Genomic DNA, 14,537 nt, shown 5'->3' with positions numbered 1-14,537 from the left:
GAGGGTAGCCGGCGCGGCTCAGGCGCGCAGGCGGGTGATGCGGGTGACCTCTTTGATCGTGCGCAGGCGCTTGATCACTCGCGCCAGGTGCACGCGGTCGTGCACGCTGACCACCAGCTGGACCACGCTGATGCGGCCGTCGCGCTCGTCCATGCTGATCTTCTCGATGTTGCCGTCGGCGCTGGCCACCGCGGTGGCCAGCAGGGCGATCAGGCCGCGCTGGTGCTCCAGCTCGACGCGCAGCTCGACGTTGAATTCGCCGCTGACGTCCTTGGCCCAGGACAGCGGGATGCACTTGTCCGGGTTGTGGCGGAATTCGCTGATGTTGTGGCAGCCATCGAGGTGGATGACCATGCCCTTGCCGGCCGACAGGTGGCCGACGATGGGATCGCCGGGGATCGGCGTGCAGCACTTGGCGTAGCTGATCACCAGGCCCTCGGTGCCGCGGATCGCCAGCGGGCCGTCGTGGCTGGGCATCTGCTCGCTGCCGCCCTCGGCCAGCAGGCGGCGGGCCACCACGTAGGCCATGCGGTTGCCCAGGCCGATGTCCTCGAGCAGGTCGTCGAGGCTGTCCTGCTGGTATTCGGCGAGCACCGCGGCGAGGCGCTCGGCGGCGATTTTGTCGAGGTGGCTGTCGAAGCCGGCCAGCGCCTTGTTGAGCAGGCGCTCGCCGAGGCTGACCGACTCCGAGCGGCGCTGCTGCTTGAGCGAATGGCGGATGTGGGTGCGCGCCTTGCCGGTGACCACGAAGTTGAGCCAGGCCGGATTCGGTCGCGCGCCCGGGGCGGTGACGATCTCCACCGTCGCGCCGCTCTGCAGCTGCTCGGACAGCGGCGCCAGGCGGCGGTTGATGCGGCAGGCGATGCAGCTGTTGCCGACGTCGGTGTGCACCGCATAGGCGAAGTCGACCGCCGTGGAGCCCTTGGGCAGCTCCATGATGCGGCCCTTCGGGGTGAACACGTAGACCTCGTCGGGAAACAGGTCGATCTTCACGTTCTCGATGAATTCGAGGGAGTTGCCCGCGCGTTGCTGCAGTTCGAGGATGCCCTTGACCCACTGGCGGGCGCGGGCGTGGCTGCCGCGGGGGCTTTCCTCCTCGTTGGACTTGTACAGCCAGTGCGCGGCGATGCCGTGCTTGGCCATCTCCTCCATCTCGCGGGTGCGGATCTGGATCTCGATGGGCACGCCGTGCATGCCGAACAGGGTGGTGTGCAGCGACTGGTAGCCGTTGGCCTTGGGGATCGCGATGTAGTCCTTGAAGCGCCCAGGGAACGGCTTGTACAGGCTGTGCACCGCGCCGAGCACCCGGTAGCAGGTGTCGACCTTATCGACGGTGATGCGGAAGGCGTAGACGTCCATGATCTCGTTGAACGCCCGGCGCTTGCCGCGCATCTTCTGGTAGATGCTGTAGAGGTGCTTCTCGCGCCCGGTGACTTCGCCCACCAGTTCTTCCTGGGCCAGACAGTTGGTCAGCGATTCCTGGATCTTGCCGACGATCTCGCGACGGTTGCCGCGCGCCTTGCGCACGGCCTGGCGGATGCGCTCGGCGCGCATCGGGTGCATGGCCTTGAAGCCGAGATCCTCGAACTCGGCGAACACGTTGTGCATGCCCAGGCGGTTGGCGATCGGCGCGTAGATCTCCAGGGTTTCCTTGGCGATGCGCCGGCGTTTCTCGCCGGCCAGCACCTCGAGGGTGCGCATGTTGTGCAGGCGGTCGGCCAGCTTGACCAGGATCACGCGGATGTCGCGGGCCATCGCCATGGCCATCTTCTGGAAATTTTCCGCCTGCGCCTCGGCCTTGGTCTGGAAATCCATCTGGGTCAGCTTGCTGACCCCGTCGACCAGCTCGGCGACGGTCTCGCCGAATTGCGCGCTGAGGGCATCCTTGGGGATGCCGGTGTCCTCGATGACGTCGTGCAGCATGGCGGCCATCAGGCTCTGATGGTCCATGTGCATGTCGGCGAGGATGCTGGCCACGGCCAGCGGATGGGTGACGTAGGGTTCGCCGCTGCGCCGGCGCTGGCCGTCATGGGCCTGCTCGGCGTAGTAGTAGGCGCGGCGGACCAGATTGACCTGGTCCGTCGTGAGGTAGCTGCAAAGCCTGTCGGCGAGGGCGTCTATGCTGGGCAAGTGTTCACTCCAGACCGGACTGTGCCGGTGCTTCAGGCGCGCGACGTCGACCCGGCAATTCAGATCTCCTCGCTGTTGTTTTCCTCGAAGGCCGCAAACAGCGGGGTTTCCTCGACGATGTCTTCCTGCGCGACTACTTCATAGTTGACCAGACCTTCGGCGATTTCACGCAGGGCCACCACGGTCGGCTTGTCGTTGTCCCAGGCTACTTTCGGCTCCTTGCCGCCGGTCGCCAGCTGGCGGGCGCGCTTGCTGGAGAGCATGACCAGTTCAAAACGGTTATCGACGTTGTCCAGGCAGTCTTCGACGGTGACGCGGGCCATGGTGTTCCTCTTTATCGCAACGGCTGGGCCCGGGAGTGCCGGGCGGATTGGATAGTCTAAAAAATCGCCAATGGTTAGGGAAGTGCCGAATGCGCTCGCGCTTCAGCGCAGCAGGCGTTCGAGCAACCCGCTATGGCGCTGCTGCTGGGCGCACTGGTGCAGCTGGCGGGCGCGGAAGATCGCCTTGAGGTCTTCCAGAGCATGGCTGAACTGGTCGTTGATTACCACATAGTCATACTCGACGAAGTGGCTCATTTCGCTGACCGCCTCGCGCATGCGCTGCTCGATGATCTCCTCGCTGTCCTGGCCGCGGTTGTTCAGGCGCTGGCGCAGCGCCTCCTGCGACGGCGGCAGGATGAAGATCGACTGCGCGTGCGGCATCAGCCGGCGGACCTGCTGGGCACCCTGCCAGTCGATCTCGAGGATCAGGTCGAGGCCGCCGGCCAGGGTCTGCTCGACCCAGCGCTGCGAGGTGCCGTAGAGATTGCCGAACACCTCGGCGTGCTCGAGGAACGCGTCCTGTTCGAGCATGCCGAGAAAGTCCTCGCGGGCGACGAAGTGGTAGTTCACCCCGTCCACCTCGCCCGGGCGCATGGCGCGGGTGGTGTGCGACACCGATACGCGGATCTGTTCGTTGCTGTCGAGCAGCGCCTTGACCAGGCTGGTCTTGCCGGCGCCGGAGGGGGCCGAAACGATGTAGAGGGTGCCGGACGTGGCGCTCATTTGGGTTCCTGTCACTGCGGGATTACTCGATGTTCTGCACTTGTTCGCGCATCTGCTCGATCAACACCTTGAGGTTGACCGCAGCCTGCGTGCTGCGCGGGTCGAAGGCCTTGGAGCCGAGGGTGTTGGCCTCGCGGTTGAGTTCCTGCATCAGGAAGTCCAGCCGCCGACCGGCGGCACCGCCGGCCTTGAGCACGCGGCGCACCTCGCGCACATGGGTGCTCAGACGATCCAGCTCCTCGGCCACGTCACTCTTCTGCGCCAGCATCACCAGTTCCTGCTCCAGGCGCTGCGGATCCAGTTCGACCTGCAGCTCGCTGCAGCGGTCGAGGATCTTCTGCCGCTGGGTGGCGAGCATCTGCGGCACCAGTTCGCGCAGGTTGTCGACCTCTTTGAGCATCGCGGCCAGGCGCTCCTCGAGCAGCGCTGCCAGGGCGGCGCCTTCGCGCTCGCGGCCGCTCTTCAGTTCGTTCAGCGCCTGCTCGAACAGCGCGAGGGCGGCGGCGTTGAGCGCCTGCGGATCGGCGGCGTCGGCCACCAGCACGCCCGGCCAGGCCAGCACTTCCAGCGGGTTGAGCGCGGCCGGCTGCTGGATCAGTGCGGCGACCGCTTCGGCAGCGGCGACCACCTGGGTGGCGCGCTCGCGGTCGACCTGCAGCGACTTGCCGCTGCCTTCCTCGGCCAGGCGCAGGGTGCATTCGACCTTGCCGCGGGCCAGGGCCTGGCGCAGCGCTTCGCGCACGGCGCCTTCGAGGTCGCGGAAGGCTTCCGGCAGGCGCAGGTGCGGCTCCAGGTAGCGGTGGTTGACCGAGCGCAGCTCCCAGCTCAGGGTGCCGTACGGCCCGGCCTTCTCGACCCGGGCAAAGGCGGTCATGCTGTGTACCATGGGCGGTCCTCGCAGTGATAAGGGGACGGCGCGCACGGACGCCGTGGATATTCAGTCCGCCAGTGTAACCCAGGCGCCGGGCGGCCCCAATGCGACGGTGGTTCGCGATGCGCAGGGGCCTCTATAATGGGACGCAGTTTTTCTTCATCTCGACAGGACATGCCGATGAATCGTCCCAGTGGTCGCGCCGCCGACCAGATGCGCCCGATCCGTATCACCCGCCACTACACCAAGCACGCCGAGGGTTCGGTGCTGGTGGAGTTCGGCGACACCAAGGTGATCTGCACGGTGAGTGCCGAAGCCGGCGTGCCGCGCTTCCTCAAGGGCCAGGGCCAGGGCTGGCTGACCGCCGAATACGGCATGCTGCCGCGCGCCACCGGCTCGCGCACCCAGCGTGAAGCCACGCGCGGCAAGCAGGGTGGCCGCACCCTGGAGATCCAGCGCTTGATCGGCCGCTCGCTGCGCGCCGCCCTGGACCTGAGCAAGCTCGGCGAGACCACCCTGTACATCGACTGCGACGTGATCCAGGCCGACGGCGGTACCCGCACCGCGTCGATCACCGGCGCCACCGTGGCGCTGATCGATGCGCTGGCGGCGCTGAAGAAGCGTGGCGCGCTCAAGCAGAACCCGCTCAAGCAGCTGGTCGCTGCGGTGTCGGTGGGCATGTATCAGGGCGAGCCGGTGCTCGACCTCGACTATCCGGAAGATTCGGCGGCGGGCACCGACCTCAACGTGGTGATGACCGACGCCGGCGGCTTCATCGAGGTGCAGGGCACCGCCGAGGGCACGCCGTTCCAGCCGGAAGAGCTGAATGCGATGCTCGAACTGGCGCGCAAGGGCATCGGCGAGCTGTTCGAGCTGCAGCGCGCCGCTCTCGACGCCCAGTAAGGTCAGCCGATCCGCCGGCGGGCGCCGCCCGCCTGGCCATCAAGGAGGCACGCCATGAGTGATTCAGCGCAGCCGGGGCCGCAACTGCCGGTCCCGCCGCCCTCCGCCGAGGCGCGCAAGTGGGCGATGCTTTGCCACTACGCGGCCTTCGCCTGGCTGCTGGCACCGATGATCGGCAACGTCGTCGGCCCGCTGGTGGTCTGGCAGCTCAAGCGCGAGAGCGATCCCTATGTCGATGCGCAGGGGCGCGAAGCGCTGAACTTCCAGCTTACCCTGAGCCTGGCGCTGCTGGTCTGCGGCGCGCTGGCCTGGCTGCTGATCGGCTTTCCGCTGATGGCGCTGGTCAGCGTGGTCGGCCTGGTGCTGACGGTGATCGCCGGCATCAAGGCCAACGAGGGCAAGCCTTGGCGCTATCCGTTCTGCATCCGCTTCCTCAGCTGACGCCCTGCCGCGCATAAAAAAGCCGACTCGCTGAGTCGGCTTTTTTCAGGGCGACCGGCCTCAGATGCTCAGCGTCCAGTCGTAGTCGACCAGCAGCGGCGCATGCTGGGAGAAGCGCGGCTGGCGCGGCAGCTGGGCGCTGCGCACGCAGCGGCGCAGGCCGGGGGTGAGCAGCTGGTAGTCGAAGCGGAAGCCGAGGTTGAGCATGGCCGCCTGCTCGGTGTCCGGCCACCAGCTGTACTGCTCGCCCTCGCGGCTGACTTCGCGCAGGGCGTCGACGTAGCCGAGGTTGCCCAGCACTTCGTCCATCCACGCCCGCTCGGGCGCGAGGAAGCCGGGCGCCTGCTGGCACTCGCGCCAGTTCTTCACGTCCAGCTTCTGGTGCGCCACGTACAGCGAGCTGCAGTAGATGTACTCGCGGCGCTTGCGACGCTGCTTGTTCAGATAGCTGGTGAAGTCGTCCATGAACTTGAACTTGGCGTTCAGGTCGTCGTCGCCTTTCTGTCCGCTGGGCATCAGCAGGCTGGCGATGCTGACCTTGTCGAAATCGGCCTGCAGGTAGCGTCCGTAGCGGTCGGCCTGCTCGAAGCCGAGGCCGAAGATCACCGCCTTGGGTTGCTGCCGCGAATAGATCGCCACTCCGCCCTGGCTGGGAACCTCGGCGTCGGCGGCATACATGAAGTAGCCGTCCAGCTGCCAGGCGGGATCTTCCATGTCGTAGCTCGAGGCGCGGGTGTCCTGCAGGCAGATGACGTCGGCATTCTGGCTTTGCAGCCAACCGAGCAGGCCGCGTTCGACCGCTGCCTGCATACCGTTCACGTTGACACTGACAATCCGCATAAATGGCCCCTGAAAAAACCTGTGTGTATGATACCTGAGCTTCGTGCTTTTTTGGCTAAAACAGGCATCCCATGCAGGCATATCAACGCGAATTCATCCGCTTCGCCATCGAGCGCGGCGTTCTGCGCTTCGGCGAGTTCACCCTCAAGTCCGGGCGCACCAGTCCCTATTTCTTCAACGCCGGGCTGTTCAACAGCGGCCTGGCGTTGGCTCGGCTCGGCCGTTTCTACGCCGAGGCGGTGCAGGCCAGTGGCATCGACTTCGACGTGCTGTTCGGCCCGGCCTACAAGGGCATCCCGCTGGCTTCCGCCACCGCCATCGCGCTGGCCGAGCAGCATGGCCGCGACCTGCCGTGGTGCTTCAACCGCAAGGAAGCCAAGGAGCATGGCGAGGGCGGCAGCCTGGTGGGTGCGCCGTTGGTCGGACGGGCGCTGATCGTCGACGACGTGATCACCGCCGGCACCGCGATCCGCGAGGTGATGCAGATCATCCAGGCGCAGGGAGCGCAGGCCGCCGGCGTGCTGATCGCGCTGAACCGCGAGGAGCGCGGCCAGGGCGAACTTTCGGCGATCCAGGAAGTCGAGCGCGACTTTGGTATACCGGTGGTGAGCATTGTCTCGCTGAGCCAGGTGCTGGATTATCTCGCCCAGGATCAGGCGCTCAAGCAGCACCTGCCGGCAGTGGAAGCCTACCGCGCGCAGTACGGAATCTGATCGGCGCAAAATTTTTTAGGCCATATAACAACTATTAGAAATATTATTTTTCTGAATTGGCATGCCAGTTCAAGGCCTGCCAGGTGGCCATGCGCAGCATGGTCACCTATCTCATAAGAATAATAGTGATTAAGCAGGGTAATTCGGCCATGGCCGGACTTCGTCTTAAATATTAATCTAATAATAGTTGAATGTATGTCTGATAATAATCAAAATAGTTATCGCGAGCTGCATAAGCCCAAAGAACAGTTTGCCTCGCGGGAAGAATATCTCGAGCACGAGCTGACCATCATGGCGCCGCGGCGCTGGGCGCTGAACCTGCCGTTTCGCGACTATCGCTTCGAACTGGAAGACTGGGTCCCGGCGATGGCCGCGACCATCGGCAAGATCGTCATGGTCGCCGCGGTGGTGGCCGCGTTTGCCGGGCCGCTGGGCCTGTCCAGCGAGTTCGTCATCGAAAACGCCCGCTTCGAGATGCTGATCGCCGCGCTGCTGTTCGTGCTGCTGTTTTCCGGGGTCTTCAACCCGACGGCCAACCTGGCCGGCACCCATGGCCCGCTGATTCCACTGATTCCGCTGATCGTCGCCTCCGGTGGCCACCCGATGGCGCTGGGCATCATGGTCGGCGTGCTGGGCTTCGTGCTGGGGATTTCCAAGGGCGGCAGTCTGCTGGCGCGGCTGACCAGTGACGGGGTGTGTGGCGGCCTGCTGCTTTATCTCGGCTTCATTGGCGTTACTTCGCAGATCAAGAGTCTGTTCGCCTGGGCCGATGGCTTCGACATGGGCTATATCGCCTTCGTGATCGTGTTTGCCACCATCGTTATGTATGCCTATCTGGAACATATTCGCATGCGCTGGCTGGCGATTCCGCTGGGCGCCATTCTGGCCGCGGTAATTGCCTTCGCGCTGGGTGCGCCGTTCGAGTTCTCCACGCAGCCGGGTATTCCCAATTTGAATCCGGCCTACTGGTGGGGCGAAGATACCGGCTGGCAACTGGGTCTGCCGGAATTCCAGCACTTCGTTGCCGTGGCGCCCTTTGCCGTACTGGCGGTGGCGATGTGGTCGCCGGACTTCCTCGGTCATCGGATCTTTCAGGAGCTGAACTATCCGCCCAAGGCCAAGAAGGTCCTGATGAACATCGACGACACCATGTGCATCGCCGCGGCGCGCCAGGCGGTCGGTACGGCGCTGGGCGGCGGCAACCTGACCTCGTCCTGGGGGACCTACATGGTGCCGGCGGCCATCGCCAAGCGGCCGATTCCGGCCGGCGCGATTCTCACCGGTCTGCTCTGCGTGATTGCCGCGCTGTGGGGCTACCCGATGGACCTGGCGATCTGGCCGCCGGTGCTCAGCGTGGCCCTGTTGGTCGGTGTGTACCTGCCGCTGCTCGAAGCCGGCATGCAGATGACCCGCGAGGGCAAGACCTCGCAGTCGGCGGCCATCGTGATCTTCTCCTCGGCGCTGGTGAATCCGGTGTTCGGCTGGTCGCTGACCATGCTGCTCGACAACCTCGGCCTGATCGGCGACAAGGAGCGCGGCCAGGGCCTGGGTCATCGCGATCGCTGGATCATCCCGGGCGTGGTGTTCCTCGTCCTCTGCGGGGTGATGGCGGGGATCGGCATGTTCCCGGGCATCCCGGCGCTGCTGGAGTCTTTCCGCGCGCTGGCCTGATAACATGGCGCGGGCAACAAGAGGGGGAGCCGCGGCTTCCCCTTTTTTGTCGCAGAACCAAGGTCGCGAACAGGCGCTCAGCGTCGCCCGAGCAAGCCCGATGACGTGAGGGGCTGATCAATGCAGATGGGAAACAAGGTGTGGCTGTTGTTGCTGGGGGTGCTGGCGGTGACCCCGGCGCAGGCCGAGCTGTACCGCTACCTGAACCGGCAGGGGGTGGTGGTGCTGGATCGCCAGGGCGTGCCGCCGGAATACGTCGGCAATGGCTACGAGGTGATCGACGAAGAGGGGCGGGTGCTGCGCGTAGTGCCGCCGGCACCGAGTGCCGAGGAACTGCGCCGGCGGGTCGCGGCGCAGCGTCAGGCTCGCGCCGATGCGCAGTTGCGGCGGCTCTACCCCCGGGTGGCCGACCTCGAGGTGGCGCGGGGACATCAGTTGCGTGATCTGGACGGCCTGATCGCGGTGGCGCGCGGCAACCTGCACGCTGTGCAGCAGCGGGCGCTGGGGTTGGAGCGTCAGGCGGCGGAGCACCAGCGTGCCAGCCAGCCGCTACCGGCGGCGCTGCTGCAGCAGCTGGAAGGATTGCGTGGCGAGCAGCATCAAGCCGAAGCTGAGCTGCAGCGGCTGCAGGGGCTGCGTCAGCGCAGCGAGGCGAGCTTTGCCGCCGACCGGCTGCGGCTGATCGAGATCCTCGGCCGCGAGCCCTGATGGTCGACGCCGGAGGAGACCTCCGGCGTGACCGCTCGCCTCGGCGCAGTCGCGCGTTGGCGAGCCCTCAGCCCTGGCGGGCGTTGCTGATCCCTCAGCGCGGCTGCGCGTTGGTGATCAGGGTGCCGACGCCGCTGTCGGTGAAGATCTCCAGCAGCACGGCATTCGGCACGCGGCCGTCGATGATGTGCGCGCTGTTGACGCCGCCCTGCACCGCCTCGAGGGCGCAGCGGATCTTCGGCAGCATGCCGCCGTAGATGGTGCCGTCGGCGATCAGGCCGTCGACCTGGGCGGTGGACAGACCGGTCAGCACCTGGCCCTGCTTGTCGAGCAGGCCGGCGGTGTTGGTCAGCAGCATCAGCTTCTCGCACTTGAGCGCTTCGGCCACCTTGCCGGCCACCAGGTCGGCGTTGATGTTGTACGACTCGCCGTCCGCGCCGACGCCGATTGGCGCGATCACCGGGATGAAGTCGCCGGCCACCAGCATGTTCAGCAGGTCGACGTTGACCCCGACGACTTCGCCGACGTGGCCGATGTCGATGATCTCCGGCTGGGTCATTTCCGGCGTCTGGCGGGTGACCTTGAGCTTCTTCGCCTTGATCAGGCCGGCGTCCTTGCCGGTCAGGCCGATGGCGCTGCCGCCATGCTGGTTGATCAGGTTGACGATGTCCTTGTTGACCTGGCCGCCGAGGACCATCTCCACCACGTCCATGGTCTGCGCGTCGGTGACGCGCATGCCGTCGATGAAGTGGCTCTCGATCGACAGGCGCTTGAGCAGGTCGCCGATCTGCGGGCCGCCGCCGTGCACCACCACCGGGTTGATGCCGACCGCCTTCATCAGCACGATGTCGCGGGCGAAGCTGGTCTTCAGCTCGTCGCTTTCCATGGCGTTGCCGCCGTACTTGACCACCAGGGTCTTGCCGGCGAAGCGGCGGATGTAGGGCAGGGCTTCGGTGAGGACCTTGGCTACCTGTTCGGCAGCTTCACGATTGAGAGGCATGCTGGGCTCCAGTGGCATCAGAAAGGCAGTTCCAGGTCAGGGGCCACGGCCTTGAGCTGGGCGTGGAAGACCTGCTGGATCCGTGCGAGTTCGGCGGCGTCGTCGGCCTCGAAGCGCAGCACCAGCACCGGGGTGGTGTTGGAGGCGCGCACCAGGCCCCAGCCGTGGGGGTAGTCGACGCGCACGCCGTCGAGGGTGAACAGGTTGGCGTCGCCCCACTGGGCGTCGCGCTGCAGGGCCTCGATCAGGGCGAACTTGCGCTCGTCGGTGACCTTGATGTTGATTTCCGGGGTGGACAGGGCGACCGGGAAGTCGGCGAACACCTCGGCGGCGCTGCGCTTCTCCAGGCTGAGGATTTCCAGCAGGCGCACGGCGCTGTAGATGCCGTCGTCGAAGCCGTACCAGCGCTCCTTGAAGAAGATGTGCCCGCTCATCTCGCCGGCCAGCAGGGCGCCGGTTTCCTTCATCTTCGCCTTGATCAGCGAGTGGCCGGTCTTCCACATCAGCGGACGACCGCCGTAGCCGCTGATCAGGCCGGCCAGACCGCGGGTGCACTTGACGTCGAAGATCACGTCGGCGCCGGGGTTGCGGCTCAGCACGTCGCGGGCGAACAGCATCAGCAGGCGGTCGGGATAGATCATCTCGCCGGCGTTGGTCACCACGCCGACGCGGTCGCCGTCGCCGTCGAAGGCCAGGCCCAGATCGGCGCCGGTCTCGGCGACCTTGGCGATCAGGTCCTTGAGGTTCTCCGGCTTGCCCGGATCCGGGTGGTGGTTGGGGAAGGTGCCGTCGACGTCGCAGAACAGCGGGATCACCTCGCAGCCGAGCGCCTCGATCAGCTGCGGGGCGTTGACCCCGGCCACGCCGTTGCCGCAGTCGACCACCACCTTGAGCGGACGGGCCAGCACCACGTCGTCGGCGATGCGCTGGTGGTACTGCTCGAGCACCTCGACCTGGGTCAGGCTGCCGTTGCCGCTGGCCAGATCGTTGCTCTCCAGACGCTGGTGCAGGGCCTGGATGCGCTCGTTGGCCAGGGTGTGGCCGGCGATGACGATCTTGAAGCCGTTGTAGTCCGGCGGGTTGTGGCTGCCGGTGACCATCACGCCGCTGCTGGCGCCGAGCACGTGGGTGGCGAAGTACAGCACCGGGGTCGGCACCATGCCGATGTCGGTGACGTTGCAGCCGCTCTCGCGCAGGCCGCGGATCAGCGCTGCGGCCAGCTCCGGGCCGGACAGGCGGCCGTCGCGGCCGACCACCACGCCGGGTTCGCCGCAGGCGAGGCTTTCCGAGCCGATGGTGCGGCCGATCCAGTAGGCGGTTTCGCTGGTCAGGCTGTCGCCAACCACGCCGCGGATGTCGTAGGCGCGGAAGATGCTGGCCGGCAGATGCGGGGCATTGGTGGTGTTCATCTGGGAGTGTTGCTCCATGCTGGGTTGAGCCGGCAGGGCCGGTTCGGGATCAAACAGGTCGAAAACGTCCGCCGTGGCCGGGGTCGGCGCTGTGGCGGGCGCGAGATTGTTCGGGGCGCCCGCTACTGAGACTGCGGCAACGCCGCGCGGTTCGCTCGGCGGCAGTCTGGCCAGCAGGTCGGCGAGGTCGCGGTATTCGTCCTCGAGCAGCTGCGGCGCCGGTGCCTGCGGGCTGATGCCCAGGCGCCGGGTATAGCTTTCCAGCGCCTCGCGATCATGCCGCTGGCGTTGCCGTTCGGCCTGCCGGTACAGGGCGGCGCCGCCGAGGGCGCCGGCCAGCACCAGCAGGCCGGCCAGCAGGCCGGTCCACGGCGCCGGCGTGGCCGGTTGCAGGGCGACGCCGGGACGCAGGCCGAGTTGCCAGTTGGGATGCGCGCTGGGCCAGGTGCGCAGCGGGCCGTCGCCCTGGCCGCGCTGCAGCAGCAGCTGCGCCGGGCTGGCGGGGAACTGCTGCAGCAGCTGCAGCTCGCCCACCGCGGCGGGCAGCGGCGGCAGGCGGTCGAGCAGGCGCTGCAGGTCGCTGACCAGCAGCAGGGTGCCGCGCACCTGGCCGTCGGCGTCGAGCACGGCGGCGGCGCTGTACAGCAGCCAGCGTGCGCCGATGCGGTAGGCCTCGGGGGGCGGTGCGATCCCCTGTTCGGCACGGCGCAGCAGGTCGAGGGCGGCGAAATTCAGCGGTGCGCTGCGCGTTTCGTCGAGCTGCGCGCCGCCGCGGCGGTTCAGCTGCGCGTCGAGCAGGTCGCTGCGGTAGCCGAGCAGGCGGGCGGCCGCCTGGCTGCGGCTGGCGGCATCGCCGGCCAGGGCGGCGTGCAGCTCGGGCTGCCCGGCGATGTCGCGGGTGTCCTGCGCCAACTGCTGCAGGCTCTGCTGCAGCGCCCCGAGCGGACCGGCGACCCACGCCTCGGCCAGCTGCTGGCGGTGCTCCGCGCTGCTCTGCTGCTGAGCGTGCTGCAGCAGCGCGCCGCCGGCCAGCAGGCCGAGCAGGCTGCCGGCGGCGATGGGCAGCAGGCGGGCGCGCAGGGCGCCAGGCGGGTTCGCGCGGGGCATGGGGGCGGTCAGTGCTGGCCGCTGTGGCCGAAGCCACCGGCACCGCGCAGGCTGTCGTCGAACTGCTCGACCAGCTCGAAGCGCGCCTGCACCACCGGCACCAGCACCAGCTGGGCGAGGCGCTCGCCGACGGCGATGGTGAAGGCGCTCTGCCCGCGGTTCCAGCAGGACACCATCAGCTCGCCCTGGTAGTCGGAGTCGATCAGACCGACCAGGTTGCCGAGGACGATGCCGTGTTTGTGGCCCAGGCCCGAGCGGGGCAGGATCAGCGCGGCCAGGCCCGGGTCGGCGACGTGGATGGCCAGGCCGGTGGGGATCAGCACGGTCTGGCCGGGCTCGAGGGTCAGTTCCTGCTGCAGCATGGCGCGCAGGTCGAGGCCGGCAGAGCCGGGGGTGGCGTATTCCGGCAGCGGGAAGTCGCGGCCGAGGCGCGGGTCGATAATCTTGGCTTGCAGTGCGTGCATGTAACGATCAGCTCTGGTGGAGTCGTGCGGCGATGAAGGCGATCAGCTGGCGGGCGATCTTGCCCTTGCTGGTCTGGGCGAAACTGTTCTGCGTGAGCTGGCGATCGATGATGGTGATCGCGTTGTCCTCGCTGTTGAAGCCGATGCCGGGATTGGCCACGTCGTTGGCGACGATCAGGTCGAGGTTCTTGTCCCTGAGCTTGCGCGCCGCGTAGTCGAGCAGTTTCTCGGTCTCGGCGGCGAAGCCGACGCTGAACGGCCGGTCGGCACGGGCGGCGAGGGTGGCGAGGATGTCCGGGTTGCGCACCATGCGCAGCTGCAGGCCGTCGTCGCTGCCCGGGTCCTTCTTCATCTTCTGTGTGGCGATGACCTCGGGGCGGTAGTCGGCCACCGCGGCGGCGGCGATCAGCAGGTCGCAGGGCATCGCCGCCTCGCAGGCGGCCAGCATGTCGCGGGCGCTGACCACGTTGACCCGCGTGACGCGCTGCGGGGTCGGCAGGTGTACCGGGCCGCTGACCAGGGTCACCACGGCGCCGGCCTCGGCGGCGGCCTCGGCGAGGGCGAAGCCCATCTTGCCCGAGCTGTGGTTGGTGATGTAGCGCACCGGGTCGATGGATTCCTGGGTCGGTCCGGCGGTGATCAGCACCCGACAGCCGGTCAGCAGGCCGCGCTCGAAGCAGTCGGCGGCGCGCTGCGCCAGCTCGTCGGCTTCCAGCATGCGTCCGGGGCCGACGTCGCCGCAGGCCTGGCTGCCGGCAGCGGGGCCGAACAGGCGCAGGCCGCGCGCGGCGAGCAGCTCGGCGTTGGCCTGGGTGGCCGGATCGCGCCACATCGCCTGGTTCATCGCCGGGGCCAGCGCCACCGGCGCGTCGGTGGCCAGTACCAGGGTGGTCAGCAGGTCGTCGGCGACGCCCTGGGCCAGGCGCGCCAGCAGGTCGGCGGTGGCCGGGGCGATCAGCACCAGGTCGGCCCAGCGGGCCAGCTCGATGTGGCCCATGGCCGCCTCGGCGGCGGGGTCGAGCAGGTCGTGGAACACCGGGTGGCCGGACAGCGCCTGCAGGGTCAGCGGGGTGATGAATTCGCGGGCCGCGCGGGTCATCACCACGCGCACCTCGGCGCCCTGGTCGCGCAGGCGGCGGACCAGCTCGGCGCTCTTGTAGGCGGCGATGCCGCCGCCGATACCCAGGACGATGCGTTTACGCTGCAGCCGCTGCATGGACCAGCCTTTTATTCT

General features: G+C 67.4%; 14 protein-coding genes. 5 read left to right on the top strand and 9 right to left on the bottom strand.

Annotated elements, in window-relative coordinates; all coding sequences use genetic code 11:
• Positions 1-18 precede the first annotated feature (18 nt).
• The 4 genes from spoT to KRX52_RS03690 form a co-directional block, all read right to left on the bottom strand.
• Complete coding sequence (gene spoT / locus KRX52_RS03705) at positions 19-2,130, bottom strand: bifunctional GTP diphosphokinase/guanosine-3',5'-bis pyrophosphate 3'-pyrophosphohydrolase (RefSeq protein ID WP_217679811.1); 2,112 nt, start codon at positions 2,128-2,130, stop codon at positions 19-21.
• A 59-nt stretch (positions 2,131-2,189) separates the two neighbouring features.
• The gene (rpoZ, locus tag KRX52_RS03700; RefSeq protein ID WP_217679810.1) at positions 2,190-2,453 is read right to left on the bottom strand and encodes a DNA-directed RNA polymerase subunit omega; all 264 of its coding nucleotides are present in this window, start codon (positions 2,451-2,453) and stop codon (positions 2,190-2,192) included.
• A 102-nt stretch (positions 2,454-2,555) separates the two neighbouring features.
• Positions 2,556-3,176 (bottom strand): guanylate kinase, encoded by a 621-nt coding sequence (gene gmk, locus KRX52_RS03695; protein WP_217679809.1) that lies wholly within the window; start codon positions 3,174-3,176, stop codon positions 2,556-2,558.
• Between the two features lie 22 nt (positions 3,177-3,198).
• Positions 3,199-4,062, bottom strand: coding sequence for a YicC/YloC family endoribonuclease (locus KRX52_RS03690; RefSeq protein WP_217679808.1), 864 nt, complete (start codon positions 4,060-4,062; stop codon positions 3,199-3,201).
• 165 nt (positions 4,063-4,227) lie between these two features.
• Between KRX52_RS03690 and rph the strand changes: the two genes are divergently transcribed.
• Both rph and KRX52_RS03680 read left to right on the top strand, forming a co-directional pair.
• On the top strand, positions 4,228-4,950 hold the full coding sequence (gene rph, locus KRX52_RS03685) for a ribonuclease PH (RefSeq protein ID WP_217679807.1): 723 nt from the start codon (positions 4,228-4,230) through the stop codon (positions 4,948-4,950).
• 54 nt (positions 4,951-5,004) lie between these two features.
• Positions 5,005-5,391, top strand: coding sequence for a DUF4870 domain-containing protein (locus KRX52_RS03680; RefSeq protein ID WP_217679806.1), 387 nt, complete (start codon positions 5,005-5,007; stop codon positions 5,389-5,391).
• 60 nt (positions 5,392-5,451) lie between these two features.
• On the opposite strand, the gene crc is transcribed toward KRX52_RS03680, so the two are convergent.
• The gene (gene crc, locus KRX52_RS03675; protein WP_217679805.1) at positions 5,452-6,231 is read right to left on the bottom strand and encodes a catabolite repression control protein Crc; all 780 of its coding nucleotides are present in this window, start codon (positions 6,229-6,231) and stop codon (positions 5,452-5,454) included.
• A 71-nt stretch (positions 6,232-6,302) separates the two neighbouring features.
• Here crc and pyrE point away from each other — a divergent pair, with 71 nt between their 5' ends.
• The 3 genes from pyrE to KRX52_RS03660 all read left to right on the top strand — a co-directional run bounded on the left by pyrE (position 6,303) and on the right by KRX52_RS03660 (position 9,323).
• Entirely contained in the window at positions 6,303-6,944 is a 642-nt protein-coding gene (pyrE, locus tag KRX52_RS03670; protein WP_217679804.1) for an orotate phosphoribosyltransferase, read from the top strand.
• Between the two features lie 195 nt (positions 6,945-7,139).
• Entirely contained in the window at positions 7,140-8,615 is a 1,476-nt protein-coding gene (locus KRX52_RS03665) for a DUF3360 family protein (protein ID WP_217679803.1), read from the top strand.
• Positions 8,616-8,735: 120 nt separating this feature from the next.
• Positions 8,736-9,323: a DUF4124 domain-containing protein gene (locus KRX52_RS03660; RefSeq protein ID WP_217679802.1), complete on the top strand. Its 588-nt coding sequence runs from the start codon at positions 8,736-8,738 to the stop codon at positions 9,321-9,323.
• Positions 9,324-9,417: 94 nt separating this feature from the next.
• On the opposite strand, the gene argB is transcribed toward KRX52_RS03660, so the two are convergent.
• The 4 genes from argB to coaBC form a co-directional block, all read right to left on the bottom strand.
• A complete protein-coding gene (argB, locus tag KRX52_RS03655) occupies positions 9,418-10,323 on the bottom strand; it encodes an acetylglutamate kinase (RefSeq protein WP_217679801.1) in 906 nt (301 codons plus the stop codon).
• Positions 10,324-10,340: 17 nt separating this feature from the next.
• Positions 10,341-11,732, bottom strand: a complete 1,392-nt coding sequence (locus tag KRX52_RS03650; RefSeq protein WP_217679850.1) for a phosphomannomutase/phosphoglucomutase — start codon at positions 11,730-11,732, stop codon at positions 10,341-10,343.
• 1,115 nt (positions 11,733-12,847) lie between these two features.
• Complete coding sequence (dut, locus tag KRX52_RS03645; protein ID WP_217679800.1) at positions 12,848-13,303, bottom strand: dUTP diphosphatase; 456 nt, start codon at positions 13,301-13,303, stop codon at positions 12,848-12,850.
• A gap of 7 nt (positions 13,304-13,310) precedes the next feature.
• On the bottom strand, positions 13,311-14,519 hold the full coding sequence (gene coaBC, locus KRX52_RS03640; RefSeq protein ID WP_217679799.1) for a bifunctional phosphopantothenoylcysteine decarboxylase/phosphopantothenate--cysteine ligase CoaBC: 1,209 nt from the start codon (positions 14,517-14,519) through the stop codon (positions 13,311-13,313).
• Between the last annotated feature and the right edge of the window lie 18 nt (positions 14,520-14,537).

It is taken from the genome of Geopseudomonas aromaticivorans, from assembly GCF_019097855.1.
Lineage (GTDB): Bacteria > Pseudomonadota > Gammaproteobacteria > Pseudomonadales > Pseudomonadaceae > Geopseudomonas > Geopseudomonas aromaticivorans.
This window is presented reverse-complemented; position numbering and strand designations above follow the sequence as displayed.

What these genes read in the sequence shown, in the direction of transcription:
- rpoZ (WP_217679810.1), bottom strand. Translation starts at nt 2,453, where the DNA reads ATGGCCCGCGTCACCGTCGAAGACTGCCTGGACAACGTCGATAACCGT.
- gmk (WP_217679809.1), bottom strand. Translation starts at nt 3,176, where the DNA reads ATGAGCGCCACGTCCGGCACCCTCTACATCGTTTCGGCCCCCTCCGGC.
- KRX52_RS03690 (WP_217679808.1), bottom strand. Translation starts at nt 4,062, where the DNA reads ATGGTACACAGCATGACCGCCTTTGCCCGGGTCGAGAAGGCCGGGCCG.
- rph (WP_217679807.1), top strand. Translation starts at nt 4,228, where the DNA reads ATGAATCGTCCCAGTGGTCGCGCCGCCGACCAGATGCGCCCGATCCGT.
- KRX52_RS03680 (WP_217679806.1), top strand. Translation starts at nt 5,005, where the DNA reads ATGAGTGATTCAGCGCAGCCGGGGCCGCAACTGCCGGTCCCGCCGCCC.
- crc (WP_217679805.1), bottom strand. Translation starts at nt 6,231, where the DNA reads ATGCGGATTGTCAGTGTCAACGTGAACGGTATGCAGGCAGCGGTCGAA.
- pyrE (WP_217679804.1), top strand. Translation starts at nt 6,303, where the DNA reads ATGCAGGCATATCAACGCGAATTCATCCGCTTCGCCATCGAGCGCGGC.
- KRX52_RS03665 (WP_217679803.1), top strand. Translation starts at nt 7,140, where the DNA reads ATGTCTGATAATAATCAAAATAGTTATCGCGAGCTGCATAAGCCCAAA.
- KRX52_RS03660 (WP_217679802.1), top strand. Translation starts at nt 8,736, where the DNA reads ATGCAGATGGGAAACAAGGTGTGGCTGTTGTTGCTGGGGGTGCTGGCG.
- argB (WP_217679801.1), bottom strand. Translation starts at nt 10,323, where the DNA reads ATGCCTCTCAATCGTGAAGCTGCCGAACAGGTAGCCAAGGTCCTCACC.
- KRX52_RS03650 (WP_217679850.1), bottom strand. Translation starts at nt 11,732, where the DNA reads ATGAACACCACCAATGCCCCGCATCTGCCGGCCAGCATCTTCCGCGCC.
- dut (WP_217679800.1), bottom strand. Translation starts at nt 13,303, where the DNA reads ATGCACGCACTGCAAGCCAAGATTATCGACCCGCGCCTCGGCCGCGAC.
- coaBC (WP_217679799.1), bottom strand. Translation starts at nt 14,519, where the DNA reads ATGCAGCGGCTGCAGCGTAAACGCATCGTCCTGGGTATCGGCGGCGGC.